We start from the raw sequence: 26,254 nt of genomic DNA on the forward strand, positions 1-26,254 counted from the left end.
AACCGGGCTAGCCCGGTTTTTTCTTATCTTACTGCCAGAATTTCCACCACTTGCGTTCCTTGTTCACCCCTTCCGGGCTGAGGAAGGCCGTGTTCGGGTAGTTCTTGGTCAGCACGCGCAAGGTATCGTCGCGCAGGTCCGTCAGGCCCAGCTTGTCGTACGAGCGGTACATGATGAACAGCGCTTCCTCGATGGCGGGCGAGGCGGAAAAGTCGCTCACCGTCGTTTGCGCGCGGTTGGCGGCGGCCAGGTAGGCGCCGCGGCGGTAGTAATAGCGCGCCACGTGCACTTCGTACTTCGCCATGGCATCGACCAGGTAGTTCATGCGCGCCAGCGAATCGGGCGCATACTTGCTGTTCGGGAACTTATCGACCAGCTGCTTGAAGGCGGCAAACGCTTCGCGCGTGGCTTTCGGGTCGCGTTCGGTAGGATCTTGCTCGTACAGGAAGTTCAGGAAGCTGATCTGGTCGTTAAAGCTGATCAGGCCCCGCAGGTAGTACATATAATCCACATTGGCGTGGTTCGGATGCAACTTGATGAAGCGTTCGACGGCGGCCAGTGCCTGAGCCTGGTCTCCCGACTTATAATACGCGTAAGCGATCTCCATCTGCGCTTGCAGAGCATAGTTGCCGAAAGGATAGTTAGCCTCCAGCTTCTGGAACAGGCCGATTGCAGCTTCATAGTGCTGCCCGGCCATTTCATCACGCGCCTCCGAGTATAATTTCGTAACGGACCAGTTTTTGGTCTCATCCACTTTTTCAGGCAACAAGCTGCAAGCGGACATGCCGAGCAGAACGACTGAAGCGACTACCAACGATAATTTTTTTTGCATGACGTTTTGCAAGAAGGTTTTAACCAAGATTTTACAATAGGCTGATTATAGCCGATGGGAATGCTGTGATATTAACTCCGAAGCCTAATTTGGCTGACCCCGCGTTTGACTCCCTTTCTGACCATGACGCCGAAGCCGCGTTTGACGGCGATTTTGCCGCCGACGACGTCTTCGAGGAAATGGCCCCGATTACACTGGAACTGACGCCGGACGCCTGCGGCCACCGCCTCGATAAAGTCATCTCCAAGCTGGTGCCGCAATACTCGCGCAGCCGCTTGCAATTGTGGCTGGAAGCCGGTTTCGTGACCGTGGACGGAAAAGTTGCCAAACGCAATATGACCGCCTATGGCGATGAGAAGATCGTCATTCTGCCGCAAAGCGCGCCGGAAGACGAGGCTTTTAAGCCGGAAGCGATGGAATTGAACATCGTGCACGAAGATGAGCATATCATCGTGATCAACAAACCGGCCGGACTGGTCGTGCATCCGGGCCCCGGCAACTGGTCGGGCACCCTGCTCAACGGCCTGCTGCACCACTGCCCGCAGCTGGCCGGCGTGCCGCGCGCCGGCATCGTGCACCGCCTGGACAAGGATACGAGCGGCCTGATGGTGGTCGGCAAGACCCTCGCCTCGCAGACGGACCTGGTGCGCCAACTGCAGGCGCGCACCGTCAAGCGCGAATATTTCGCCCTCGTGTGGGGCACGCCGAAACAGGCGGGCACCATCGACGCATCCATCGCGCGCCACCCGCGCGACCGGGTCAAGATGGCCGTCTCGGAAAACTTCACGGCCAAGCCGGCCATCACGCACTATGAGCTGATCGGCAGCGGCGAACTCGACCGCCGTCCCGTGAGCCTGATGCAATGCCGCCTGGAAACAGGCCGCACGCACCAGATCCGCGTCCACATGCAGCACCTGGGCTTTGCGCTCGTCGGTGACCATGTGTATGGCAAGCAGCACCTGGTGTCCGTCTTCTCGCGCCAGGCGCTGCAGGCGCGCCGCCTGGGTCTCGTGCATCCGGGCACCCTGGAAGCGTGCGAGTGGATCGTGCCGCTGGCCGATGACTTCGCCGAGCTCATCGCCACGGCGGGCATACCCGAGCCGGAACAGGTCTGATGACGGCAGCCTTGCCTTATATCAAGCCGCACTGGCCCGGCTTGCCGGCCAATGTGGGCGCGCTGGCGACCGTGCGTGCGGGCGGCGTCAGCCAGGATGTGTATGGTGACGGGCAGGGCGGGGGAGGTTTGAACCTGGGCACGCACGTGGGCGACGATCCTGCGCGCGTGGCCGCCAACCGCATGCGGCTGGCCGCCGTCCTGCCGGCAGAGCCGGCCTGGCTGTCGCAGGTGCACGGCGTGGCCGTGGCGGACGCGGCCAGCCTGGATGGCCGTGTGCCCGATGCCGATGCCAGCATCGCCACGCAGGCGGGCGCCGTGTGCGTGGTGATGACGGCCGATTGCCTGCCGGTATTGTTTTGCTCGACGGATGGCCTCGTTGTCGGCGCGGCCCATGCGGGCTGGCGCGGCCTGGCCAACGGCGTCTTGCAGCGCACGGTGGACAGCATGCGGGCGCAGGGCGCGGGCGAGATCCTCGCCTGGCTGGGGCCGGCGATCGGTCCGCAGCAGTTCGAAGTGGGGCAGGACGTGCTGCAAGCCTTCCGCGACGGCGCGCGCGACGCTGCCGAACGGCAAGTGCTCTCCGCTGCGTTCACCGCCATCGATGGCAAGCCGGGCAAGTACCTGGCCGACATCTATGCGCTGGCGCGCACCATGCTGCTGCGCGATGGCGTGGCGCAGGTGGCCGGCGGCGAGTACTGCACCGTCAGCGATGCGGCACAGTTTTACTCGTACCGCCGCGATGGCGTCACGGGAAGACAGGCCAGCTTGATCTGGCGCAAATAAACTGCACGGCAGGCACTTATGTGTCTGCCGTTTTTGTTTTATCGTCTGCTGAGGCGAGGGCGCGCGCCTGCATGTCGGCGATACGCGCGGCCTTGCGTTTGCGTCGCCGCGAGCCCGTCAGATAGAATAGGATGGACAGGGGGATGACGCAGTACAGCACGAAGGTCATCACCCCGGCGACGATGGACGCTTCCGTCAGCGCCATGAGGCCGACGACGTAGATCCAGGCAACAGCGGTCATGAGCATCATGAGTGGTGGCAGTGAGTAAGAGTTTGCATGCAGGTGATCCAGAAATATTTATTTTTGACTACGTTTGCGACGCCTGACAAAACCGTGGCGCAGCAGGTTTTGTTCGGCGTCCCTCAATCTTGAATGGACTTATATATTTATGAATATGCCCGATCCTCAGACGATGACCAAGGAATGGATGGCGCAGATCAGCAATCCTGAGCAGTGGAAAACGTGGTTCAACATGGTACCGCAGCCGGCAGCCAATCCGATTGCCGGCATTTTGCAGGATGCGGGTGCCAGCATCAAGCCGGACGTGATCGAGCAACTGAAAAATGCCTATGTGGCCAAGCTGACGGGCTTGTGGACGGACTTCATGGCCGGCAAGACGCCGGAGCTGAAGGACCGCCGCTTCGCCGCGCCCGCCTGGCATGCCAGCCCCCTGTCGGCCTTCAATGCGGCCGCCTACCTGCTGAACGCCGAATTTCTCACCGCCATGGCCGATGCCGTGGAAGCGACGCCGCACCAGAAACAGAAGATTGCCTTTGCCGTGCAGCAAATCGTCGACGCCATGTCGCCCGCCAACTTCCTCGCCACCAACCCGGACGCGCAGCAGACCCTGATCGAGACCAAGGGCGAGAGCCTGGCCAAGGGCTTGAGCAACATGCTGGCCGACATGGGCAAGGGCCGCATCTCGCAGTCCGACGAATCGGCCTTCGAAGTGGGCCGCAACGTGGCCACCACGCCGGGCACGGTGGTGTTCGAGAACGACCTGTTCCAGCTGATCCAGTACACGCCAAGCACCCCCACGGTACACCAGCGGCCCCTGCTGATGGTGCCGCCGTGCATCAATAAATTCTATATCCTTGACTTGCAGCCGGAAAACTCGCTCGTGCGCTATGCCGTGGAGCAGGGCAACACGGTGTTCCTCATGTCCTGGCGCAATCCGGACATGAGCATGCAGCACCTGACGTGGGACGATTATGTGGAGCAAGGCGTGATCGAAGCCATCCGTGTCACGCAGGACATTTCCGGCCAGGACAAGCTCAATCTGTTCGGCTTTTGCGTGGGCGGCACCATCGTCTCGACGGCCCTGGCCGTGCTCAAGGCGCGCGGCGAGAATCCCGCCGCCAGCCTGACCCTGTTGACCACCTTCCTCGATTTCTGCGACACGGGCGCGCTCGACGTCTTCATCGACGAGCCGCAGGTGGCGCTGCGCGAGCAGACGCTGGCCAAGGGCGGCCTGATGTCGGGCCGCGACCTGGGCAGCACGTTTTCCAGCTTGCGGCCGAATGACCTCGTGTGGAACTACGTGCAGTCGAACTATTTGAAGGGCAAGGAGCCGCCCGCGTTTGACTTGCTGTACTGGAATGGCGACGGCACGGGCTTGCCCGGTCCCATGTTCTGCTGGTATCTGCGCAACACCTACCTGGAAAACAGCCTGAAGGTGCCGGGCAAGCTGACGGTGGCCGGCGAGCGGGTGGACCTGGGCAGCATCGACGCGCCCGCCTTCATCTACGGTTCGCGCGAAGACCATATCGTGCCCTGGGGCGCGGCCTACGCCAGCATGGCCGTGCTGAACCCGAAAAAACCGAAGGCCAACCGCTTCATCCTCGGTGCCTCGGGCCATATCGCCGGCGTGATCAATCCCGCGTCGAAGAAAAAGCGCAGCTACTGGAGCAACGACGCAGGCAAAGGCGCCCGCGCGGCGAAGGCCAAGCCCTTGACGGCCGAGCAATGGATGGAAGGCGCGACGGAGCACGTGGGCAGCTGGTGGCCGGAATGGGCGGCCTTCCTGGCCGAACACGGCGGCGCCGACGTGAAGGCGCCAGGCAAGCCGGGCAACAAACGCCATGCGCCCATCGAGGCGGCGCCGGGCCGGTATGTTAAAGTCAGGGCAGACTAGGCCGCAAAGCGATCCGCCGGGCAGGACCGGGGTAATCACCGGTCTTGTCAGGAATCTACTTTTAGTTGCGTTGCAATAAATGTGGGAATCGACTACCCTGATGTGCAATGGAGCCGTTTTCCACTCTATAATGCAAAAAGTAGGCAGGTGCGAAAGCGGACCCACGTTCGCTTTTTTTTCGGATTAACTCAGTATGCGCTGCGGCGCAATAAGTGGAACTTGTGATGAGTAGTGCAAAAAAAAATATAGACCGCCTGATTAAAAAATATCCCAACCGCCGTCTGTATGACACGCAAACCAGTTCCTACATCACCTTGACGGACGTCAAGCAGCTGGTGTTGGATAATGAGGTGTTCACGGTCGTCGATGCCAAATCCAGCGAAGATTTGACGCGCAGCATCTTGCTGCAGATCATCCTGGAAGAGGAAGCGAACGGCGCGCCCATGTTCTCGAGCAGCGTGCTGTCGCAGATCATCCGCTACTATGGCCACGCCATGCAGGGCATGATGGGTTCCTACCTGGAAAAGAACGTGCAGGCGTTCACCGATATCCAGCACAAGTTTACGGGCACGTCGGCCGGCAGCTTCGAAGGCAAGCCATTCAGCCCGGAAATGTGGACCCAGTTCATGAATGTCCAGGGTCCGATGATGCAGGGCATGATGAACAATTACATCGACCAGAGCAAGAGCCTGTTCGTGCAGATGCAGGAGCAGATGCAGAACCAGAGCAAGAACCTGTTCGGCACCTTCCCGTTCGTGCCGCCCGTTCCGCCAAGCGACAAGAAGTAGCCGCTGCCACGGCTCACGGGGCGATTTGATCGCCCGTGAGTTGTATTGGCGTCATCAAATCAGCATAGTTCTGCCAGCAAGGGGCGGCTCGGGGTACAATAGCCGATTCGCCTCACCATTTTCCTAGCTGCCAACTATGTCTGAAATTCACCGTATTCCCGTTCCTTCCGCCAAGCCAGAGGCCATGCAGGCCATGCCAGGTGCGGCGCCGAAAGTGGGCTTTGTCTCGCTCGGCTGCCCGAAAGCGCTGGTCGATTCCGAACAAATCCTCACCCAGCTGCGCGCCGAAGGTTACGAAACGGCGAAATCCTACGCTGGCGCCGATCTGGTGATCGTCAATACCTGCGGCTTTATCGATGCTGCCGTGCAAGAGTCGCTCGACGCCATCGGCGAAGCGCTGGCCGAAAACGGCAAGGTCATCGTCACCGGTTGCCTGGGCGCCAAGAAAGATGCTGCCGGCGACGACATCATCATGAAGGTGCACCCGAAAGTGCTGTCCGTCACGGGGCCGCACGCGCTGGCCGAAGTGATGGATTCCGTCCATTTGCACCTGCCCAAGCCGCATGCGCCCTTCCTCGACCTGCTGCCGCCGCAAGGCGTCAAGCTGACGCCGAAGCACTATGCCTACCTGAAAATTTCCGAAGGCTGCAACCACCGTTGCAGTTTCTGCATCATCCCGTCCATGCGCGGCGACCTCGTGTCGCGCCCGATCGGCGAGCTGATGATGGAAGCGGAAAACCTGTTCAAGTCCGGCGTCAAGGAATTGCTCGTCATTTCGCAAGATACCTCGGCCTACGGCGTGGACGTGAAATTCCGTTCCGGCTTCTGGAATGGCCGTCCCGTGAAGACCCATATGACGCAGCTGACGGAAGCGCTGGGCGAGCTGGCCAAGTCCTACGGCGCCTGGGTGCGCCTGCACTATGTGTACCCGTACCCGCACGTGGACCAGATCATTCCGATGATGAGCGGCGGCCACATCCTGCCTTACCTCGACATTCCGATGCAGCACGCGCATCCGGACGTGCTGAAGCGCATGAAGCGCCCGGCCAGCGGCGAGAAAAACCTGGACCGCATCCAGGCCTGGCGCGCCATCAACCCGGACCTGACGATCCGCTCGACCTTCATCGCCGGTTTCCCGGGCGAGACGGAAGCGGAATTCGAGTACCTGCTGGACTTCCTCAAGGAAGCGCAGATCGACCGCCTGGGCTGCTTCGCGTATTCCCCGGTGGAAGGCGCGACGGCCAACGAGATCGCCAACCCCGTGCCGGAAGAAGTGCGCGAAGAGCGCCGCGGCCGCGTCATGCTGCTGCAGGAAGAAATTTCCCGCAAGCGCCTGCAAGCCAAGGTGGGCAAGACCGTGCGCGTGCTCATCGATGAAGTCACCCGCTCCGGCGGCGTGGGCCGCTCGTCCGCCGACGCGCCGGAAATCGACGGCGTCGTCTACGTCAAGCCGCCGTTTGAACCGCACCGCAAGCTGGCCGTGGGCCAGTTCGTCGACGTGACCATCACCTCGGCCGACGCGCACGACCTGTGGGGCGCCGCCGAGTAAGAACGTCCATGCCGGCGCTGCGCTGCCTTGTCGTACCGCAAGGTACTGCCTGCGGCAGCGCGCCTTGGCCTGAACGTTTTTACGCGGCGAAGATGATATTTGACAAGGTGTAACACTCTGTCATACGTACGGCGTACGGGACGTAAAGCCCTTACAATCAAGGCGGACCAGCACAGACTGGCCCGCCTTTTTTATTTGCCGACGACGCCATGACCACACCCAAATCCCCGCAAACCGCGCTGATCCACAGCGATTACCAGGCGCCGCAAGGTTTTGCCGCGTTTCCGAATGCCATCCACCACGCTTCGACCGTGCTGTTCAAGGACGTGGCGGCCATGCGTTCGGGCGACTGGAAAGACAAGAACGCCTATACCTACGGCTTGCACGGCACGCCTACCACCTTCTCCCTGGAAGCGCGCCTGGCCGAGATCGAAGGGGGGAAATACTGCCTGCTGGCGCCGTCGGGCCTGGCGGCCATCGCCATGGCGGACTTTGCCCTGCTGAAGACGGGCGACGATGTGTTATTGCCGGAAAATATCTACAACCCGAACCGCGAGCTGGGACGCTGGCTGGCGCAGGATTTCGGCATCACGGCCCGCTATTACGACCCGCTCATCGGCGCCGGCATCGCGGCCCTGATCCAGCCAAATACCAAGCTCATCTGGACGGAAGCGCCCGGTTCCGTGACCATGGAAGTGCCGGACTTGCCCGCCATCTGCGCGGCCGCCCATGCGCGCGGCGTGCTGGTGGCCCTGGACAACACCTGGTCGGCGGGCCTGGCCCTGCGCGGCTTCGACCTGGGCGTGGACATCATCATGCAGGCGCTGACGAAATACCAGTCGGGCGGCTCGGACGTGCTGATGGGCGCCCTGATCACGCGCGAGCGCGCCTTGCACGAGCGCCTGGCGCAGGCGCACATGCGTCTGGGTATGGGCGTGGGGGCGGACGACGCCTACCTGGTGCTGCGCGGCCTGCCCACCATGAAGCTGCGCTTCGACGCCCACGATGCGGGCGCGCGCACGGTGGCCGCCTGGCTCAAGGGCCGCAGCGAGATCGCCACGGTGCTGCATCCGGCCTTCGCCGACTGCCCCGGTCACGCCACCTGGCGGCGCGACTTCACGGGCGCAGGCGGCCTGTTCTCCGTGCTGTTCGATGCCCGCTACACGGAGGCGCAGACGGACCGCTTCGTCGATGCCTTGCAGTTGTTCAAGATAGGCTACAGCTGGGGCGGCGCGAACAGCCTTGTGATGCCGTACCGCATCGCCGCCATGCGCAAGGGCTGGCAGCTGCCGGGCCAGCTGGTGCGCCTGAACGTGGGGCTGGAAGATCCGCAGGACTTGATCGCCGATATCGAGCGGGCGTTCGCGGCGCTGTAGGCGGCAAGCCGTTGGCTTGCCGCGCAGCACCGTTTACAGGGGCACGGGACTGTTGTTGTTCAGGTCGATGAAGCCGCGCAGCAGGCGATAGGCTTTCCACAGCCAGGCCACGCCCCAGACGAGGAAGGCCAGCGGAATGCCGATGAGGGTGATCCACAGCACGGCGCCGACGACGACCCAGGCCACATACCACCAGAAGGAACGGATCATCCAGCCATGATGGCTGTACACGAAGGTCCCGGCCGCCTCGCCCCGCTTCACGTAATTGATGATGAGCGGGATGAAGGAAAAGGCGCCCAGCGAGAACACGAAGCTGGCGCCATGTATCAGGTACAACCACCAGGCCAGGTTCTTGGTCTGCTGGAGTTGCGTATCCAACATAATATCTTGTGACATGAAAGCTCCCGTCGTTGCTCAATTTTTAATTGTAACAAGCAAAGCGGCGCAGGGGCGCAGTCCATGGAAAAGGCAGAATACATTGTTAACAGCAGATCGATATCCCACGCTGGCCGCGCGCGCCGGCCGCTGGCTGCGGCGCGCCGTGCCGGCCCTGCTGCTGTGCGCCGCCACGCAGGCGGCCCACGCCGCCGGCGGCACCCTGGCGGCCGATATGGCTGCCGGCTTGAAGGATGAGGGACTGGCGGGCGCCGTCTGGAGCGAAGTCTTGCCAGATGGCACCGTGCGCACGGGCGCCGCCGGCTTGCGTGATGCTGGCAAGCAATTGCCCATGCAGGCGGACACGCGCGTGCAGGTCGGTTCCGTGGCCAAGGTGGCGCTGGCGCTGGGCGTGCTGCGTCTGGTCAGCGAAGACCGGCTCACGCTCGACACGCCCTTGCTGCAGGTGCTGCCCGAGCTGGCCCTGAAAAATCCGTGGCAGGCCAGCGATCCCGTGCGCATCCGCCACCTGCTGGCGCATACCTCGGGCCTCGACAACGTGCGTTTCTGGCAGGCATTCAGCCTGAAGCCTGCGCCGGAGACGCCGCTGGCCGAGGCCTTTGACGGCGGCGGCCTGCTGCGTGTGCGCGCCCGTCCCGGCAGCCGCTACGCGTACTCCAACATGGGCTATGGCTTGTTGGGCATGGTGATCGAGCGGGTCACGGGCCAGCCGTACGAGCGCTACCTGGACGCGCAGCTGCTGCAGCCCCTGGGCATGGCGGACAGCACCTTCGGCTTTGTCACGCAAGCGGGCACGCGCGTGCCGGGCGACCCGCGCCTGGCCATGGGCCACTTCGAGCATGGCGTGGCGCAGGCGGCCGTGCCGCAGTACCTGCGGCCGGCCAGCCAGTTCACCACCACGGCGGCCGACATGGGCAAGCTGGCGCAATTTCTCATGGGCGACGGCAAGCTGGATGGCACGCAGTTTATCGACCTGGCCCTGATGGGCGCCTTGTCCGAACCGTCCGGCACGGATGCGGCGCAGGCGGGCCTGGCGGCCGGCCACGGCCTGGCGCTGGCCGCCCGCGACCGCCACAACGTGGTCGGCGCCTGCCATCCGGGCACCACGGTGGGCTTCCGCGCCATGCTGTGCATCTATCCGGAGCAGGACAGCGCCTTTTTCGTGGCCTTCAACACGGATGCGGAAGCGGCCGACTATGAACGCTTCAACCGCCTGCTGCTGCGCGACCTGGAACTGCCGCTGCGCGCCCCGGCGCCGCGCGGCACGCCCGCGCCCACGGTGGAAAACTGGCAGGGCGTGTACGTGCCGTCGCCCAGCCCCATGGCCAGCATGGCCTGGGTCGATGCCGTCTTCGGCTTTACGCGCCTCAAATGGGATGGCGAATCGCTGTTCCTGATCCCCTTCCAGGGCGAACCGACGGAGCTGGAGCCGGCGGGCGGCTTCTTGTTCCGCGCCAGCGACCGCAGCGCCCCGTCGCACGTGCTGATGCAGGAAGACGGGCGCCACATCCTCAGCGACGGCTTGCGCAGCTATGAGCGGGTGTCGATGCTGCGCATGCTGGTCCTGTGGGGCAGCCTGGCGCTGGGCGCGGCGGGCTTGCTGTACGTGCTGCTGGTGGGCGTGTACCGGGCCGCGCGCCGCCGCCTGGGGCGGGGCGAGCACCTGTTCGCGCCCCTGCTGTCGCTGCTGGCGCTGGCGCTGCCCCTGCCATTCTTTTTCTTCCAGTCGTATCTGCGCCTGGGCGACGTCACCATCGCCAGCGTGCTGCTGGCGCTGGCGACGGGCGCGCTGCCGCTGGCCATGGCCTTCGGCCTGGCGCGCTGCTGGCGCAGCCGCGGCACGCTGGCCGAGGACGGCTCGCTGGCGAAATGGGATTGGGTGGCCTTGCTGGCGGCGCTGCAGCTGCTGCTCGTGCTGGCCTGGTGGGGACTGCTGCCGCTGCGGCTGTGGCAGATGTAGGGAGGAGGGAAGGGGGGCAATGGCCCGATGGCCATGCCCCGGCATGCATCAGTTCAGGATATTCAGGATGCCGTCCAGACCCACGAAATTCAGCGCCACGTCCGCCTGCGAACGCACGACGGGCTTGGCGCGGAAGGCCACGGACAGGCCGGCGATGCCCATCATTTTCAGGTCGTTGGCGCCGTCGCCCATGACGATGGCTTCGGACGGCGAAATGCCCATCTCCGCGCACACGCGTTCCACCGTGCGCTGCTTTTCTTCCGCGTCGACGATGCCGCCCAGCACTTTGCCCGTCAGCTTGCCGTCGACGATTTCCAGCTCGTTCGCGTGCGTGAAATCGAGGCCCAGGCGCTCCTTCAGGCGCTCGGTGAAGAAGGTGAAGCCGCCCGACACCAGCAGCGTCTTCAGGCCGGCCTGCTGCACGGCCGCCAGCATGGCTTCCGCGCCCGGCGACAGTTTCAACCGTTCATCGTAGACGCGCTGCAGGGCCGACGCGTCGAGGCCTTCGAGCAGGGCCACGCGCTGCTTCAGGCTGGCGCTGAAATCGAGTTCGCCGCGCATGGCCGCTTCCGTGATGGCCGCCACCTGCGGTTTCAGGCCCTGCATGTCGGCGATTTCATCGATGCACTCGATGGTGATCAGGGTCGAATCCATGTCCATCGCCACGAGCTTGAATTCACTGAGCTCGCGCTGGCCCATCATGTAGGTGGCGTCCAGCTGCGCCGCGTGGGCCGCCACCTCGATGGTGGGGCGCAGCGCGGGCGAGTAGGCGATCTTCTCGCAGCGCACGGCATTCGGCCCCAGGCGCGTGATGGACGTGGGTGCGGCCAGCGCGGCGATGCGTTCGAGCCTGGCCATGTCGCCGTCCAGGCCCTGCAGGATCAGATTCATGGTGATGGAAGTGGTATTGGTCATGGGTCAGTCCTGCATGGATTATCGAAATGGTCTACACCGTCAATTGCTTGATGGTGGTCTTGATCTGCGTCACGCGCGCGGCCAGGTCCGGCATGGCGGCCGTGATTTTCAGCTTGTCCTGGCCGTAAAGCTTGATGTGGCGGTTTTTCTGGATCAGGCCGATGATGCGCATCGGGTCGATGGGCGGCTTGGCCATGAATTGCAGGGTGGCCGCCTCGCCGTGCACGTCGATCTTGACGATGCCCACGGTCTTGGCGGCGATGCGCAGGCGGTGCGTCTCGACCAGCGCCTTGACGGCGTCGGGCAGCTTGCCGAAGCGGTCGATCAGCTCTTCCTGGATGTCGTCGATCTTTTCCTGCGTGGCGCAGTTGGCCAGGCGCTTGTAGATCGACAGGCGCTCGTGCACGTCGCCGCAGAAATCGGCCGGCAGCAGGGCCGGCACGTGCAGGTTGATCTCCGTCGTCGAGGCCAGCGGCGCGGCCAGGTCCGGCTCCTTGCCCGCCTTCAGCGAGCGCACGGCTTCGTTGAGCATGTCCGAATACAGCTGGAAGCCGATTTCCGTCATCTCGCCCGACTGGCTCTCGCCCAGCACCTCGCCGGCGCCGCGGATTTCCAGGTCGTGCATGGCCAGGTAAAAGCCGCTGCCCAGTTCTTCCATCTGCTGGATGGCGTCCAGGCGGCGCTGCGCCAGCTTGGACAGGCCCTGCACGTCGTGCACCAGCAGGTAGGCGTAAGCCTGGTGATGCGAGCGGCCCACGCGGCCGCGCAGCTGGTGCAGCTGCGCCAGGCCGAACTTGTCGGCGCGGTGCATGATGATGGTGTTCGCCGTCGGCACGTCGATGCCCGTCTCGATGATGGTCGTGCACAGCAGGATGTTGAAGCGCTGGGCGACGAAGTCGCGCATGACCTTTTCCAGGTCGCGCTCGTGCATCTGGCCGTGCGCCACGGCGATGCGCGCCTCGGGCAGCAGTTCCGTCAGCATGGCCAGGCGGTTCTGGATGGTTTCCACCTCGTTGTGCAGGAAGTAGATCTGGCCGCCCCGTTTGAGCTCGCGCAAGCAGGCTTCGCGGATGATGGCTTCGCCTTCGCTGCGCACGAACGTCTTGATGGCCAGGCGCTTTTGCGGCGCCGTGGCGATGATGGAAAAGTCGCGCAGGCCTTCCAGCGCCATGCCCAGGGTGCGCGGGATCGGCGTGGCCGTCAGGGTCAGCACGTCCACTTCCGCGCGCAGGGCTTTCAAGGCTTCCTTCTGGCGCACGCCGAACCTGTGTTCTTCGTCAATGATGACCAGGCCCAGACGGGTAAACTTCACGTCGTCCGACAGCAGTTTGTGCGTGCCGATGACGATGTCGATGGTGCCGTCGGCCATGCCCTTGAACGCCTGCGTGATCTCCTTGCCGCTGCGGAAGCGCGACAGCTCCGCGATGCGCACGGGCCAGTCGGCGAAACGGTCGGCGAAGGTTTGCGCATGCTGTTCCGCCAGCAGGGTGGTGGGCGCGAGGATGGCCACCTGCTTGCCGCCCATGACGGCGATGAAGGCGGCGCGCAAGGCCACTTCCGTCTTGCCGAAGCCGACGTCGCCGCACACGAGGCGGTCCATCGGTTTGCCCGAGGTCATGTCCTTGATGACGTTGTGGATGGCCTCGGCCTGGTCCGGCGTTTCGTCGAAGCCGAAGCTGTCGGCAAAGCGCTGGTAGTCGTGTGCCGAGAATTCGAAGGAGTGGCCCTGGCGCAGGGCGCGGCGGGCGTACAGGTTGAGCAGCTCGGCGGCCGTGTCGCGCACCTGTTCGGCGGCGCGTTTTTTCGCCTTTTCCCACTGGCCCGAGCCGAGCGAGTGCAGCGGCGCGTCTTCCGGCGAGGCGCCCGAATAGCGGGAAATGACGTGCAGCTGCGACACGGGCACGTACAGTTTCGTGTCCTTCGCGTATTCCAGGTGCAGGAATTCCGTCTCGCCTTCGCCCAGGTCCATGCTGGTCAGGCCCATGTAGCGCCCGATGCCGTGGTTGATGTGCACGACGGGGTCGCCGATCTTCAGCTCGGACAGGTCGCGCACCATCGATTCGACCTGCGTTACGCCTTCCTGTTTCCTGGTGCCGACCCTGCGGCCGGAACCGGCATACAGTTCCGTCTCGGTGATGAAGGATAAATTGCCGTCCGGCGTGAACAGCTCGAAGCCCGCGTGCAGGGGCGCCACGCCCAGCGTCAGCTTGGCGCCTGATTGCAAGAAGCCGTCGCAGCCTTCCACGGGCGCCAGCTGCAGGTCGTATTCGGTGAAGTACTGCTGCAGGGTTTCGCGGCGGCCGTTCGTTTCGGCGCAGATCATCACGCGGCGGCCCGGCTGCAGCAGGTAGCTGCGCAAATTGGCCAGCGGATCGTCGGCGCGGCGGTTGACGGCGATGTTCGGCAGGGGCGCGGACAGTTCGGACGCCAGCGCGTCGTTCGACTTGGCGATCGCCAGGCGCGGGTAGGGCTTGGCCAGGCCGAAAAACTGTTCGTCCGACAGGAACAGCGCTTCGGGCGGCAGGATCGGCCGCTCGCGGTCGGCCTTCAGGAAGCGGTAGCGCGACTGGGTGTCCGTCCAGAAGCGTCCGATGGCGGCGTCGATCTCGCCCACCAGGGCCAGCGAGGCGTCGGGCGGCAGGTAATCGAACAGGGTGGCCGTCTGTTCGAAGAACAGGGGCAGGTAGTATTCGATGCCGGCCGAGGCGATGCCGCTGCTGATGTCCTTGTAGACCACGGAGCGCGACGGGTCGCCCTCGAACTGTTCGCGCCAGCGGTTGCGGAAGGTGGTGCGCGCCGCTTCATCCATGGGGAATTCACGTCCCGGCAGCAGCCGCACTTCGTGCACGGGGTACAGCGAGCGCTGGGTGTCGGCGTCGAACGTGCGGATGGTCTCGATGGTGTCGCCGAACAGGTCCAGGCGGTAGGGCAGGGCCGAGCCCATGGGGAACAGGTCGAGCAGGCCGCCGCGCACCGAGTATTCGCCGGGCGACATCACTTGGGAGACGTGGCTGTAGCCGGCCAGGGTCAGTTGCGACTTCAAGCGCGCTTCGTCGAGCTTTTCGCCCTTCTTGAAGAAGAAGGTGTAGGCGGCCAGGAAGGACGGCGGCGCCAGGCGCACCAGCGCCGTGGTGGCCGGCACGATCAGCACGTCGCACTGGCGCGTCTGGATTTCGTGCAGGGTGGCCAGGCGCTCGGAGACGAGGTCCTGGTGCGGCGAAAAGGCGTCGTAGGGCAGGGTTTCCCAGTCCGGCAGCAGATGGCAGCGCAGTTCCTTGCCGCCAAACCAGGGGATTTCATCGAGCAGGCGCTGGCCGTCGCTGGCCTGCGCCACCACCACGGCCAGCATCTGGCCCCGCGCTTTCAGTGCCAGCGCGGCCAGCGCCAGGGCGTAGGCGTCGGATGAACCATACAGGGCGGGCAGCGCATAGCGGTTGCCGGGCTTGGGGAGGGCTTTTGTTAAGTCTAAGGACATGCAGGCGATGACACTAGTGGCAGAGGCAGTTGAGTGGAACAGCAGTGGTGCGCGCCGCGCCGCCAGTGACGGCGCTGACAGGCACGATTATAGACCATCGCCCTTATCTCCGCGCTTGAGAAAACCGTCGCGGGCGGCGCCGGCTGGCGGGCGCGCCGCGCAGCCGGTCTTATCCTGCGCGCACATTGGCGATACCGAACGGCACATGCACCATGGGGATGGTGCCGCCCGCCGATTTCAGGTGGCTCAGCTGGTCATCGAAGAAGATATGCGGCTTGAACACGGCCAGCACGCGCGACTTGTCCATGCCGCCGAGGAAAAACGTCTCGTCGGCCGCCACGCCCCAGCTTTTCAGGGTCGTCACGACGCGCTCGTGCGAGGGGGCGTTGCGCGCCGTGATGATGGCGATGCGCAGGATTTTCCGGTAGCCGGGGTCGCGCCGCTGGGCCTTTTCCTCCAGGCGCTGCATGGCGGCCAGCTTCTGGAACAGGCCGGCCAGCGGTCCGGGGCGGTGGGGCGTGCCCACGTTCAGGGTTTCATGGGCGTGGAATTCATCGACGTCGTTGTTGCGCTTGAAGACGGTTTCCGCCTCGTCGTCGGCGATCACGCCGTCGAAGTCGAAGGCCACGCGCAACTCTTCGTCGCTTTCATCGTCTTCCGTGCGCGACGGCAGCACGAGGCCGGCCGGATAGTCGCAGGCGAGGGCGCTGCGCACGTCGTCCTCGTTCGCGCTGAGAAACAGCGACGCGTTGAAGGCGGGCAGGTAGGGATAGGGAGGCTTGCCCGTCATGAAGGCGGCGCGGGAGATATCCAGGCCGTAGTGGGCGATCGAGTGCATGACGCGCAAGCCCGTTTCCGGTGAATTGCGCGAAAACAGCACCACTTCCACGGGCGACTGGCGCGGATAGTGCTTGTTGATGGCGAGGAAACGGCGGATGAAGGGGAAGGCCACGCCGCGCGGCAGCACCGTATCGATGTGGGCTTCCTGGTACTTGCGGTATTCCTCGGGGCCGCTGTCGAGGTAGACCTGGTGCGATTCGGACAGGTCGAACAGCGCGCTGGACGCGACGCCGATCACCAGTTTGTGTTCGATAGGATAAGCCATGGTGTGCCTGTTGTTTGCTTGTTGACCATCTTATACGACTATTAACTGCATAGCCAATAGGGCCGCCGGGCAAATCTTTGCACCAAACGGGTGCAAGGCGGGGACGAGGGGCCTTGGCCGCAGGCCGTTTTACAACGGGTGCGCGGGGAAAGAAATAAATCTTGTTTTGTATCAAGTATGTATCAGTCAGAAAGATCTTTTTCCTCTATGCTGCTGACTATGAAATCTCGCCAATTGTAACGAAGCGTACGCCCCAGCCCCGCCGCCTTTATGCAAGTGCTTGCCGTTTTACTCGAACATGCCAGCCTCAACCTCGCCAGCAGTCGTCGTACTTTATAAGGGACCTAGCCATGTTTAAGAATTTACTGATCAAATGGAAGCTGGCGACGCTTGTCGCCGTGATGATGGCGGCCCTGCTGGTGGTCGGCATCTGTGGCTACACGGGCATCGCCACCGTGGGCGCGGCCGTCAATGAAATCGGCGTCGTGCGCCTGCCGTCCATCCAGGGTTTGCTGATGATCAACGAAGGCCAGACGGCCGTCGCCGCCGCCACCCTGACGGCGGCCATCTATGAAAACAATTACCAGGCGCAGGACAAGTTCGCCGAGGCGCTGCAGCTGCGCACCAAGGCCTGGAGCAATATCGAGGCGGGCCGCAAGCTGTACGAGCCGCTGCCGCAAACCCCCGAGGAAGCCGTGCTGTGGAAGCGCTTCCTGGAAGAGTGGACGGCGTGGAAGGCCGACGATGACAAGGTGCGCGCCATCCTGCGCCAGCTGGCCGACAACCGCGATGAGCAGCGGCAGAAGGAGCTGTTCGTCGCCTTCTACAAGCAGTACCAGGAGTCGCGCGCGTTGTTCGGCAAGGCCGAAGCCACGCTCAACGAGATCATCCAGCTCAATAACGGCGTGGCCGAGGCCAGCGTGAAGGAGGGGGGCGCGGCCGTGGTGCGCTCGGAAAGCCTGATGCTGATCCTGGCGCTGCTGGCGTCCGCCCTGGGCATCGCCTGCGCCGCCTACATCACGCGGGCCATCACGCAGCCGATCAATTCGGCCGTGAAAGTGGCGCAGACGGTGGCCTCGGGCGACCTGACCAGCCGGATCGAGGTGCACACGACGGAAGAAACGGGCCAGCTGCTGCAGGCGCTGAAAGACATGAATTCCAGCCTGGTGAACATCGTCGGCCAGGTGCGCGGCGGCACGGAGACGATCGCCACGGCGTCGTCGCAGATCGCCAGCGGCAACCTGGACCTGTCCTCGCGCACGGAAGAGCAGGCCAGCTCGCTGGAAGAGACGGCATCGTCGATGGAAGAGCTGACGTCGACCGTGCGGCAGAATGCCGACAACGCCCAGCAGGCGAACCAGCTGGCACTCAGCGCCTCGGGCGTGGCCGTGAAGGGCGGCGCCGTGGTGGACAAGGTGGTGCAGACCATGGACGCCATCAACGATTCCTCGCGCAAGATCGTCGACATCATTTCCGTCATCGACGGCATCGCCTTCCAGACCAATATCCTGGCATTGAATGCGGCCGTGGAAGCGGCGCGCGCGGGGGAGCAGGGCCGCGGCTTCGCCGTCGTGGCGACGGAAGTGCGCAACCTGGCGCAGCGTTCCGCTGGTGCCGCGAAAGAAATCAAGACCCTGATCGGCGATTCCGTGCTGGCCGTCGACGCGGGCAGCAAGCTGGTGGCCGAGGCGGGCAGCACGATGGCCGACATCGTCGCCAGCGTGCAGCGCGTGACGGACATCATGGCGGAAATCAGCCTGGCCACGCAGGAGCAAAGCTCGGGCATCGACCAGATCAACCAGGCCATCGGCCAGATGGACCAGGCTAAAGCTCCACCACCAAGTGCATACCTTAATTTATTATCTCTAACATGTTGAGCTATTTTTTTTCCATTTTGCGCTAATGCTTGTGGCGATTTACCTGGAGCAGCAGAGGCTACTGGGACCACCGGGGTGTGCGCTGCCGGAGGAGCATGAGTAGCAGCAGCAGCAGCAGCACCAGTAGTCTTGTTTTTTCTTGTTCTATTAACTGGCATACCTTTGCTTGCTTTTGGCTGAGCAGCAGGTGACGGATTATGTGGTGCGGTAGTAGCCTGTGGAGCTGAGACTGGCTTATTATTTGCTGGTGCTTTTACTACCGGTTTTGTTTTGGTTTGTCTGGGATTCTTTGCGCTTCCGGAGGAAGATTTTTTGTTTGTTGTTTTTGAGGAAGATTTTTTGTTTCTTGTTTTTGGTCCGTTAGTGCGTTTAGTTGGCTGAACTTCTCTTTTTGGTGTATTAATTTTTGCCTTTTCTTGATTAAATAAGGTTGGCCTTACACCTTCAGCGGCGCGTGCTTCTTCGCGAAGTACACCAGGGAATCTAGCAACTTCGCCTACCTGTAGTTCTCTAGAGCCCCTACCCCCAGATTTCATCCATAGGTAAAAATCGCGCTCTGCGGAAACTGCCACTTCCTCGGCCCCACGACCGAAACGAGAAAGATACCCTTTACTCATCTCAGCAGCTCTGCTAACTACACTGCCTCTTTCGCCAAGTCTTCCAGCGACTTTTCCCAAACCTTCAAGTAGTACACCCAATTTAAAGCCACCTATTTTTTAGGTATCTTAATAACCTCAACAGTAAAAAGATTATTAAAATAATTCAATTCAAATATTGAACCTCGTGATATTTGTGTTGACATAATTTTTTCTGCTATAAGATCTTCTATTTCATCCCTACGGATTCTAGCTATACCTCTAGCGCCATAAATTGTATCGACACCTTTTTCTACTAACCCTTTTAGTACCGCTTCTTCGTAATTAAGTATAAAACCTTTTTTCATTAATTTAGTATCAACGACATCAATTTCAAGTTGCGCAATTTTTAAATAGTCATCATCTGTTAAATGATTAAAGACTATTGTCTTATCAATCCTATTTAAAAACTCGGGTCTAAACATTTTTTTAATGCTTTCTTTAGCGAGTTTTTCAACCATATTTCTATCGGGGGATTCTTTTGTTGATAATTGGGTTTCAATTTTTGCAGCAAAGCCAGTTCCTTTGCCAGTCAGCATTTCTACAATCTTATCATTACCTAAATTTGTGGTCATTATAATTATTGCATCGCGAAAAGAAACTTGTTTACCTTTATTGTCAGTAACCATACCTTCATCAAATATTCTGAGGAATGTATTCCATAAATCTGGATGCGCCTTCTCGACCTCGTCCAAAAGAATAACAGTATTAGGATTATCTTTAACCCTACCTGTCAACATCCCGCCGTCTTCATGGCCTATATAACCTGGTGGTGCACCTATGAGTTTTTGGTTTTCATGTTTTTGTTGGAATTCACCCTGATAAGCTCATGCTTACCGCCAAATACATAATTATGAAGTTCTCTAGCAAGATGTGTCTTACCTGTACCAGAACTACCGGCAAAAAGTAGAACTCCAAGTGGTCTAGTTTCATCTCCCATACCGGAAACTGACCTTTTTAAGACTCCGCATACAGAATCAATAGCTTCATCTTGTCCTATAATCTTATTTTTTAAGTGCTTAGAAAGATTATTTATTTTTGCTTTAGTAGGTTTAGTATTTTTTTGTACTTGCTGTTTTTTTTCTTGCGGTTTCTTATCCTGAACATGTTCTAGTTCTTTAGAAGAAGTGTCAGATAATATTTTTGTTCCTGAATAAGCAATTCTTACCCATGAGTCTATATCTAAGCCAGGGTTTAACATTACGCATCCATTAAAGAGCGCTTCTATAGCTAGTTCTCCTGCTTCATCGGATAGCAACTTTAATGCATCGATAACATCGTGTTTCATGTTGTATACAAAATTTTCTACAACAGTACGCATATGGTCAGAAGGATCATAATCAGATATGTCATCCATTATTTTCTTGATCTCTTCTGGGGGAAGTACTTTAAATTTTACGTAGCGATTTAGTTCTGGAATGTATATTTCATAAACTCGCAAACCATGAACCCGCTTTCTAGAAAGATAATTAGTCATTTAGTAATTAATAATATCTCCATAGAATAAATTGGACAATAACTGAGGTAGACAAGCTGTATAGGCTTATCAAAAATAATATATCTTTAGGGTCTACATTATGCGAGCGCCTTCGTCTGAGCGTCACCTCAGCTTCATCCAGGGATTTAATCCCTACCAGCTCCTATCGTTCTGGCGCTAATCCCGCTTTTACGGCATCTAAAGTTGTAAGTTAATACTACGCTATTTTAAATAGCTTTGCAAATAAAAAGCCCCCGATAAGGGGACTTGTTATCAATTCAAAATATATCCTTCTATTCCATTATACCATGGTGTGCAGATTTCTGGATAAGGCATTTTTGATGTGCACCTTCCGCTAAATCTCCAAAGTGTAAATAGATATGATGGATCTTCTATTTGATTCTCTAGTAAAAATAGAGCTCTTTCAAGAGAAATATCCAAAAAACTCTCCTTTAATTTGAATCAACATACTCAATCTGTCTATAGTGTAGCACATGAATAAGAATAAAAATCAACCCAGTTTAAAAGATTTATACAAATTCCGTGATAGACTCAGAAGGGAGATACTCGGAGAGGAAGATAAAGAGTATCGAGCAGAACTTGAATTCGTTCTAAGTAGAACTAACGAGAAAATTAGAGAAGTATCAGCAAAACAAGGTAAAATATAATTGAGATTTAAAAAAATCTTTCCTAGAAGATTATACAAAAAATATAAACTTCATCTCTATAACGATAGAAATGAGCCAACAGCTTATCTTTGGGTAAAAGAAAAAATAGGTTGGACTTGGCTAGGAAAAGAAATACTTAAAAAGAATAAGGATAATGGAAGAAAATAGTTTACCTAAAGCAGTACAGCTAGCAATAGCACAGCTAGATAAACAGTTTGGCGATGGAACTGTAATGCAAATCGGAACTAAGAATATCAAACCTTGGCCTTACATTCCAACTGGATCAATGCCATTAGATATAATTTTGGGCATTGGTGGATTACCGGAAGGTAGAATTGTCGAAATATTTGGTCCAGAGTCATCCGGTAAATCGACATTATGTTTATCCGTAGTAGCTGAAGCCCAAAAGATGGGCAAGTTATGCGCATTCATTGATGCCGAACACTCTATAGACCCAACCTATGCGACGCAGCTTGGTGTTAACATGGACGATCTAGTATTCTCTCAACCAGACTATGGTGAGCAGGCTCTAGATGTCCTCACAACGCTTATAAGGACTTCGGAGTTCGGCGTAATAGTAGTAGACTCTGTAGCAGCATTAACGCCTAAGGCGGAGCTTGAGGGCACAATGGAGGACAATCATATGGGCCTACTACCTCGTATGATGTCCAGAGGTATTTCTAGGATTGTTGCAGCCGCAAACGAAACTAAAACACTAGTTATTTTCACTAATCAACTTCGTGAAAAAATCGGCATTATGTTTGGGAATCCAGAGACAACTCCCGGAGGAAGAGCTTTGAGGTTCTACTCCTCAGTTAGAATTGATATGAGAAGAAAAGAAGATATCAAAGATAATAAAACAGGTGAAGTCCTAGGGATCAGAGCAGTTGTGAAAATACCTAAAAATAAGATGGCACCAGCATTAAAGAAATGTGAATTCGATATCATATATGGTCATGGTATAGATAAAATCGGTTGTGTTGTGGACATAGCTGTAGAAACCGGTGTTTTAAATAAAAGCGGTGCTTGGTATTCTTATGGTGATGAATTAAAGGAGCAAGGTCGCCCATCAACAATCGCTGCATTAGCTAGTGATTTAGATTTATTAGATAAAATTACTCAAGAGATTTATGATGCGAGAAATAAGAGCCAACGACTATAACGAAGCCTGCCCCGACTGCTTTTCTCTAAAATTAGATATAATTTGGATATATGAAGATAATAACCCAGATGGTCCAGAGATAGAAGCAACTTGTTTAGAATGTGGGGAAACTTGGGAAGATTGGGTATAAATAAGATGTTTGAAAAATGTCCAATATGTGGTTGGGATGTAAATAAAAATATTTCAAATACAAAACAAAAAGATCAAAATCAATTAGCGCTTTTTAATCCCTATAATTATCGACCATGGTACGAAATTGAATCTTATGAATAACGATATCAATTTAAGGATGTAAAATATTATGATACTTATAGCACATAGGGGTAATATAAGTGGAATGAATCCTTCGGAGGAGAATTCGCCAAAATATATAGATCTCGCTTTAGAAGAAGGTTTTGATGCAGAAGTAGATATAAGGTTTATCGATGATAAGTTTTATCTTGGGCACTATGAGCCGCAGTATAGAATTCCAATAGATTGGCTATTGCATAGATCTAAAAACCTCTGGATACACTGCAGAAACTACGAAGCATTAGTTATTCTTAAGAGATATCAAATGATAAATTGTTTTTGGCATCAAAGAGATGATATAACTTTAACTACGAAGGGATATATTTGGGCCTATCCCGGTAAACAACCGATTAATGGTAGTATCGCAGTACTCCCTGAGTTATTTGATGACGATATTTCGCAATCTGTTGGGATTTGTAGTGATATGATTGGATTCTTTAAAGAAAATTATGGCTAAAGTTAAAATAGTTCGATATCCAAATCCGATACTTCGAGAAAAAATAGATCATCTAGATGAAATAAATCAAGATGTTCTTGATGCTATTTGGAGCATATCAACAAAGTTGCCTTTTTGTAATGGTTATGCACTTGCTGCGAATCAAATCGGTATCGGTATGCCTATTTTTGGTTATTTGGAAAACCGCCGTCATAAATTTTTAATTAACCCAGTTATCAAGGAATCATCAGATGACATGTTCTTCTATCAGGAGGGATGTTTATCTATACCTAATTTTTACTTTCCTATTGAAAGACCCAATACTATATTAGTTGAAGCCCTCAATCCAGATGGTAATACTGTCGAAATTGAGGCTAGCGGTCTGCTTGGGCGCATATTCCAACATGAAATAGACCACTTGAATGGTAAACTAGTTATAGATCTTCTAAATGAAGAACAAAAACAATACTTTGAGGAGAAAAGAATGTCTTTAGCTCAGTCTCGTAAGGTAACCGGTAAATCAAAACCACCTAAGCCTAAAAATGACTAGTATGAAAAAGGTTATTAAAACTTCACCGCCCAAAACGGTGACTATGTCTCCAAAAAGAAAAACAAAGAAAAAGAAATAGGAGCAATACAATGATGAAGAAAATTAAGTCAACTATGAAATCTGCTTCAACTAAGGCCGCTGGTATGAAAAGCGGTATGAAGAAGAGTAAACCAAAGAAGATGAAGTGAGATAAATGAGTAAAATAGTTTCATATGTCAAAAACCTTTTCAGAATGAACTCACAGATTCCAGCTGAAAAACCAGTTGAGACAAAACCGGCCCCAAAGGATCCGGCCGTGTACAAAGATAATGTCGAAGTAAAGCCTGTGCCTAAGATGAAGCCGGCCGCAAAACCAGCTCCAAAGGCAAAGGATAAGTCAGATGATTTCTACCCTACAAAGGATCTAGCGGTAAAGAAGGTTGCCAAGAAGTCTCCTGGTAGACCTAAAAAGAACCCTGAAGCTTGATGAACTGCTTCTGTGGTGATAACGCTACTATAAGCCAATGGCGTCGCTTTCATGGCGGCGCTAGAGGTCTTATCCACCTTTGTTCGAAGTGTATCAAGAAGTTTTGATGTCTTTTACTTATTGAGGTGATTTATATGTCTTTTCTAGATTTCATTTCATTTTTTTTTAATTTTCAACCACCTAGTTTTGGTTTTCTCGGTAGAACTTCTCTTCATGAGAATGTTCCTACCGATCCTTCGGCGCACAATATTTTTAAAATGCTCGATGACCAATTCGGAACTTACGATGAAGTCTCCCATGATCCTATGGTGTATTTCATCTGGGTTTCCACTCCTAGTGGACACAGACTTCCTGTGATCTTTTCTGAACAACAATGGAAGATGATCCACGAGGTTGCCACTATGAGTGGTACATCTGTTGAAGATGTGATTGTAGATGTCACAAAAGAACGTTATAGTTCCTAGAAAAGAATCTTAGAATACAAAAAGCCCCTCCTAGTTGAGGGGCTTTCGTATTTCTGGTGTGAATTCAGTTGTAGAGAACATCGTCAATATCTTTTCCACCGAATTGTTTGTTGATGAATGTATAGTTCATCCATCCCAGTATCTCAAGAAATGTTCTTTCCTTTTTGACTACAGATGTGTGTGTCGTGAAAGGAATTGTTGTATGTGTTTCTATGATTGGGCTTGTTGCGTCTCTACCGAAGAATGCGTCGAACTGTGCTGCGATAGACAGTGCTGGTATTTTCAATTCTTGTGGAACTGTTGCGTCTTTTCTGAGCTCTTTCGCTAGTGGGTACGATGCCTCCAGAATGTCACGAAACAGCTCTATTTGGCTCACAGAGTCGATCACAGAGCTTTGCTTATAGGATGTAGCTATGCTAACGAAAGCGTCGAAAATGACAGGATCTTTTGCCAACATTGCCATACCGATACGTCCACCCATACCATGACCAACAAAAGTCACAGTTTTTGATCTATCACGGATATGTTTTGCCCATCCAAGGTTCGTATCTGCTATTTTGTCCACACTTAAGTTCCTGTTGGAGATCGAATATGACATCGGTCTCACCTCAAAGTTGTTCTGCTCGAATTTAGGAGTGAAATATGTTGAGAAATGGTTTGAACGCCATATATCTGAACATAAAATCACAACGTTTTTTGCTTTTGCCATGTTTGTTCCTTTTTTGTTTGATTATAGTTATGTTTTGTTGTATTCAAGACTCATGCCAACACTTTTTAAGTGTTATTGAAGAATCATTTTTGAAAAAATAGGTAGGCCATAACTCCTTACGGAGTGTTTCTTCATAGACTTTTATCACCCTGGTTTTATTCTTGAATGATTGTAGGCATTGAGTGTAGGTGTTTTGTTCTAGTCTCTTAGAGACTTTTTCTCTTTACTGGAATGTTTTAAGTTTCTTTATGTGAACTTATGTATCTTTCCAGCTGTGTTGTGCGGGCTATTGTATGTCAGTTCTCAGAGTGAATCAAGTTTCTAGGCATGTTTGTTGGTGTTTTGTAGCAAACAGTGTCTTTTGGTGTCAAGCGGCCAATTACCTTATACACATTTATATACCCTATAGGGAGAAAAATAGGGGAAAAAATAAATTTGGGTGAACGTTTTGCGAAAAAACATCCGAACTCATATAGACATATATAAAAGTCTAATAGGTGAAATATAGTAGAAAAAATTTTGGGGTATCTAATGGATATTTATGTGTGTTTAGACCAAATGTCGAGCCCACCCCCACCCTGGGGATATCCACTAACCAAGGAGAATGTAATGTTCAAGTTTCTTTTCAAGCATGTGCCCTTCATCACCATTACTCTTGTCCTCCTCAACATCGTGCTTTTCTACACGATGAACACTTGGGAATCTTTGACTCTCAAGACGTACGATGTTCAAGTTGTAAATTTCGCAACCTCGATGTTCGCACACAAGGATGCTATGCATCTCTGGCCGAATATGTTCGGTGTACTGTTCGCCGGCATCGCAGTAGAAATGCTGCTTGGTAGGTTCAAGATGCTCATCATCATCATTGCCCAAGAGGTAGTGATAGGCTACTTTACTATTGGATTTGACGACAACATGAGAACTGGTGGAGCTTCAGGCGTAGGCTACGCCCTTGTTGTTGCATGCATCTTTTGCGTCATCAAGGTGTATGTCCTTGAACGCCGATCCCTTGGGGACTGGGACAACCGTCCATCACCCATGCAGGTGATTGGTGGAGGCTGCGGGATGATCCTTAGCCTGATCACCCC

General features: G+C 56.0%; 24 protein-coding genes. 15 read left to right on the forward strand and 9 right to left on the reverse strand.

The genetic code is table 11. From position 1 onward, the window contains the following. Positions 1-28 precede the first annotated feature (28 nt). Positions 29-832 (reverse strand): outer membrane protein assembly factor BamD, encoded by an 804-nt coding sequence (locus EBS11_RS24585; protein ID WP_290607429.1) that lies wholly within the window; start codon positions 830-832, stop codon positions 29-31. 89 nt (positions 833-921) lie between these two features. On the opposite strand from EBS11_RS24585, the gene EBS11_RS24590 reads away from it, so the two are divergent. Next, positions 922-1,947: an RluA family pseudouridine synthase gene (locus EBS11_RS24590; protein WP_290607431.1), complete on the forward strand. Its 1,026-nt coding sequence runs from the start codon at positions 922-924 to the stop codon at positions 1,945-1,947. Beyond that, positions 1,947-2,732 carry a peptidoglycan editing factor PgeF gene (gene pgeF, locus EBS11_RS24595; protein ID WP_290607433.1) on the forward strand — a complete coding sequence of 262 codons (786 nt, stop codon included), beginning with the start codon at positions 1,947-1,949 and terminating at the stop codon, positions 2,730-2,732. Before EBS11_RS24590 ends, pgeF begins: the two co-directional genes overlap by 1 nt. Before the next feature lie 16 nt (positions 2,733-2,748). Here pgeF and EBS11_RS24600 read toward each other — a convergent pair whose 3' ends face one another. After that, positions 2,749-2,982, reverse strand: coding sequence for a hypothetical protein (locus tag EBS11_RS24600; RefSeq protein WP_365956136.1), 234 nt, complete (start codon positions 2,980-2,982; stop codon positions 2,749-2,751). Between the two features lie 139 nt (positions 2,983-3,121). Between EBS11_RS24600 and phaC the strand changes: the two genes are divergently transcribed. The 4 genes from phaC (at position 3,122) to EBS11_RS24620 (ending at position 8,580) form a co-directional block, all read left to right on the forward strand. Continuing rightward, positions 3,122-4,867 (forward strand): class I poly(R)-hydroxyalkanoic acid synthase, encoded by a 1,746-nt coding sequence (gene phaC / locus EBS11_RS24605; RefSeq protein WP_290607435.1) that lies wholly within the window; start codon positions 3,122-3,124, stop codon positions 4,865-4,867. 224 nt (positions 4,868-5,091) lie between these two features. Further along, positions 5,092-5,655 (forward strand): polyhydroxyalkanoate synthesis repressor PhaR, encoded by a 564-nt coding sequence (phaR, locus tag EBS11_RS24610; protein ID WP_290607437.1) that lies wholly within the window; start codon positions 5,092-5,094, stop codon positions 5,653-5,655. Positions 5,656-5,848: 193 nt separating this feature from the next. Continuing rightward, complete coding sequence (rimO, locus tag EBS11_RS24615) at positions 5,849-7,204, forward strand: 30S ribosomal protein S12 methylthiotransferase RimO (protein ID WP_193317217.1); 1,356 nt, start codon at positions 5,849-5,851, stop codon at positions 7,202-7,204. Positions 7,205-7,413: 209 nt separating this feature from the next. Next, on the forward strand, positions 7,414-8,580 hold the full coding sequence (locus tag EBS11_RS24620; RefSeq protein ID WP_290607439.1) for a cystathionine beta-lyase: 1,167 nt from the start codon (positions 7,414-7,416) through the stop codon (positions 8,578-8,580). Positions 8,581-8,613: 33 nt separating this feature from the next. Here the strand turns inward: EBS11_RS24620 and EBS11_RS24625 are convergent, their stop codons facing one another. Then, a complete protein-coding gene (locus tag EBS11_RS24625; RefSeq protein ID WP_290607441.1) occupies positions 8,614-8,976 on the reverse strand; it encodes a hypothetical protein in 363 nt (120 codons plus the stop codon). 82 nt (positions 8,977-9,058) lie between these two features. On the opposite strand from EBS11_RS24625, the gene EBS11_RS24630 reads away from it, so the two are divergent. Next, positions 9,059-10,936, forward strand: a complete 1,878-nt coding sequence (locus tag EBS11_RS24630; protein ID WP_290607443.1) for a serine hydrolase domain-containing protein — start codon at positions 9,059-9,061, stop codon at positions 10,934-10,936. Between the two features lie 48 nt (positions 10,937-10,984). Here EBS11_RS24630 and serB read toward each other — a convergent pair whose 3' ends face one another. The 3 genes from serB to EBS11_RS24645 all read right to left on the reverse strand — a co-directional run bounded on the left by serB (position 10,985) and on the right by EBS11_RS24645 (position 16,431). Continuing rightward, complete coding sequence (serB, locus tag EBS11_RS24635; RefSeq protein WP_290607472.1) at positions 10,985-11,827, reverse strand: phosphoserine phosphatase SerB; 843 nt, start codon at positions 11,825-11,827, stop codon at positions 10,985-10,987. Positions 11,828-11,882: 55 nt separating this feature from the next. After that, entirely contained in the window at positions 11,883-15,326 is a 3,444-nt protein-coding gene (gene mfd, locus EBS11_RS24640) for a transcription-repair coupling factor (protein ID WP_290607445.1), read from the reverse strand. Between the two features lie 169 nt (positions 15,327-15,495). After that, on the reverse strand, positions 15,496-16,431 hold the full coding sequence (locus EBS11_RS24645) for a 5'-nucleotidase (RefSeq protein ID WP_290607446.1): 936 nt from the start codon (positions 16,429-16,431) through the stop codon (positions 15,496-15,498). 350 nt (positions 16,432-16,781) lie between these two features. On the opposite strand from EBS11_RS24645, the gene EBS11_RS24650 reads away from it, so the two are divergent. Beyond that, the gene (locus EBS11_RS24650; RefSeq protein ID WP_290607447.1) at positions 16,782-18,308 is read left to right on the forward strand and encodes a methyl-accepting chemotaxis protein; all 1,527 of its coding nucleotides are present in this window, start codon (positions 16,782-16,784) and stop codon (positions 18,306-18,308) included. Positions 18,309-19,017: 709 nt separating this feature from the next. Here EBS11_RS24650 and EBS11_RS24655 read toward each other — a convergent pair. After that, complete coding sequence (locus EBS11_RS24655) at positions 19,018-19,725, reverse strand: AAA family ATPase (protein ID WP_365956145.1); 708 nt, start codon at positions 19,723-19,725, stop codon at positions 19,018-19,020. Then, positions 19,722-20,420, reverse strand: a complete 699-nt coding sequence (locus tag EBS11_RS24660; protein ID WP_290607450.1) for a hypothetical protein — start codon at positions 20,418-20,420, stop codon at positions 19,722-19,724. The genes EBS11_RS24655 and EBS11_RS24660 overlap by 4 nt, the downstream gene beginning before the upstream one ends. Before the next feature lie 494 nt (positions 20,421-20,914). On the opposite strand from EBS11_RS24660, the gene EBS11_RS24665 reads away from it, so the two are divergent. The 6 genes from EBS11_RS24665 (at position 20,915) to EBS11_RS24690 (ending at position 24,457) form a co-directional block, all read left to right on the forward strand. Next, positions 20,915-21,088 (forward strand): hypothetical protein, encoded by a 174-nt coding sequence (locus EBS11_RS24665; RefSeq protein WP_290607452.1) that lies wholly within the window; start codon positions 20,915-20,917, stop codon positions 21,086-21,088. Positions 21,089-21,242: 154 nt separating this feature from the next. After that, positions 21,243-22,250, forward strand: a complete 1,008-nt coding sequence (recA, locus tag EBS11_RS24670) for a recombinase RecA (RefSeq protein WP_290607454.1) — start codon at positions 21,243-21,245, stop codon at positions 22,248-22,250. Between the two features lie 337 nt (positions 22,251-22,587). Beyond that, the gene (locus EBS11_RS24675) at positions 22,588-22,998 is read left to right on the forward strand and encodes a hypothetical protein (RefSeq protein ID WP_290607456.1); all 411 of its coding nucleotides are present in this window, start codon (positions 22,588-22,590) and stop codon (positions 22,996-22,998) included. Next, on the forward strand, positions 22,991-23,527 hold the full coding sequence (def, locus tag EBS11_RS24680; RefSeq protein WP_290607458.1) for a peptide deformylase: 537 nt from the start codon (positions 22,991-22,993) through the stop codon (positions 23,525-23,527). Before EBS11_RS24675 ends, def begins: the two co-directional genes overlap by 8 nt. 193 nt (positions 23,528-23,720) lie before the next feature. Further along, positions 23,721-23,993 carry a hypothetical protein gene (locus EBS11_RS24685; protein ID WP_290607460.1) on the forward strand — a complete coding sequence of 91 codons (273 nt, stop codon included), beginning with the start codon at positions 23,721-23,723 and terminating at the stop codon, positions 23,991-23,993. 134 nt (positions 23,994-24,127) lie between these two features. Beyond that, complete coding sequence (locus tag EBS11_RS24690; protein ID WP_290607462.1) at positions 24,128-24,457, forward strand: hypothetical protein; 330 nt, start codon at positions 24,128-24,130, stop codon at positions 24,455-24,457. 64 nt (positions 24,458-24,521) lie between these two features. Here the strand turns inward: EBS11_RS24690 and EBS11_RS24695 are convergent, their stop codons facing one another. Further along, positions 24,522-25,166, reverse strand: coding sequence for an alpha/beta hydrolase (locus EBS11_RS24695; RefSeq protein ID WP_290607464.1), 645 nt, complete (start codon positions 25,164-25,166; stop codon positions 24,522-24,524). Positions 25,167-25,775: 609 nt separating this feature from the next. Between EBS11_RS24695 and EBS11_RS24700 the strand changes: the two genes are divergently transcribed. Then, a partial coding sequence (locus tag EBS11_RS24700) for a rhomboid family intramembrane serine protease (protein WP_290607466.1) occupies positions 25,776-26,254 on the forward strand: 479 nt, incomplete at its 3' end.

The organism is Janthinobacterium sp. (assembly GCF_009923995.1).
Taxonomy (GTDB): Bacteria; Pseudomonadota; Gammaproteobacteria; order Burkholderiales; family Burkholderiaceae_D; genus Janthinobacterium.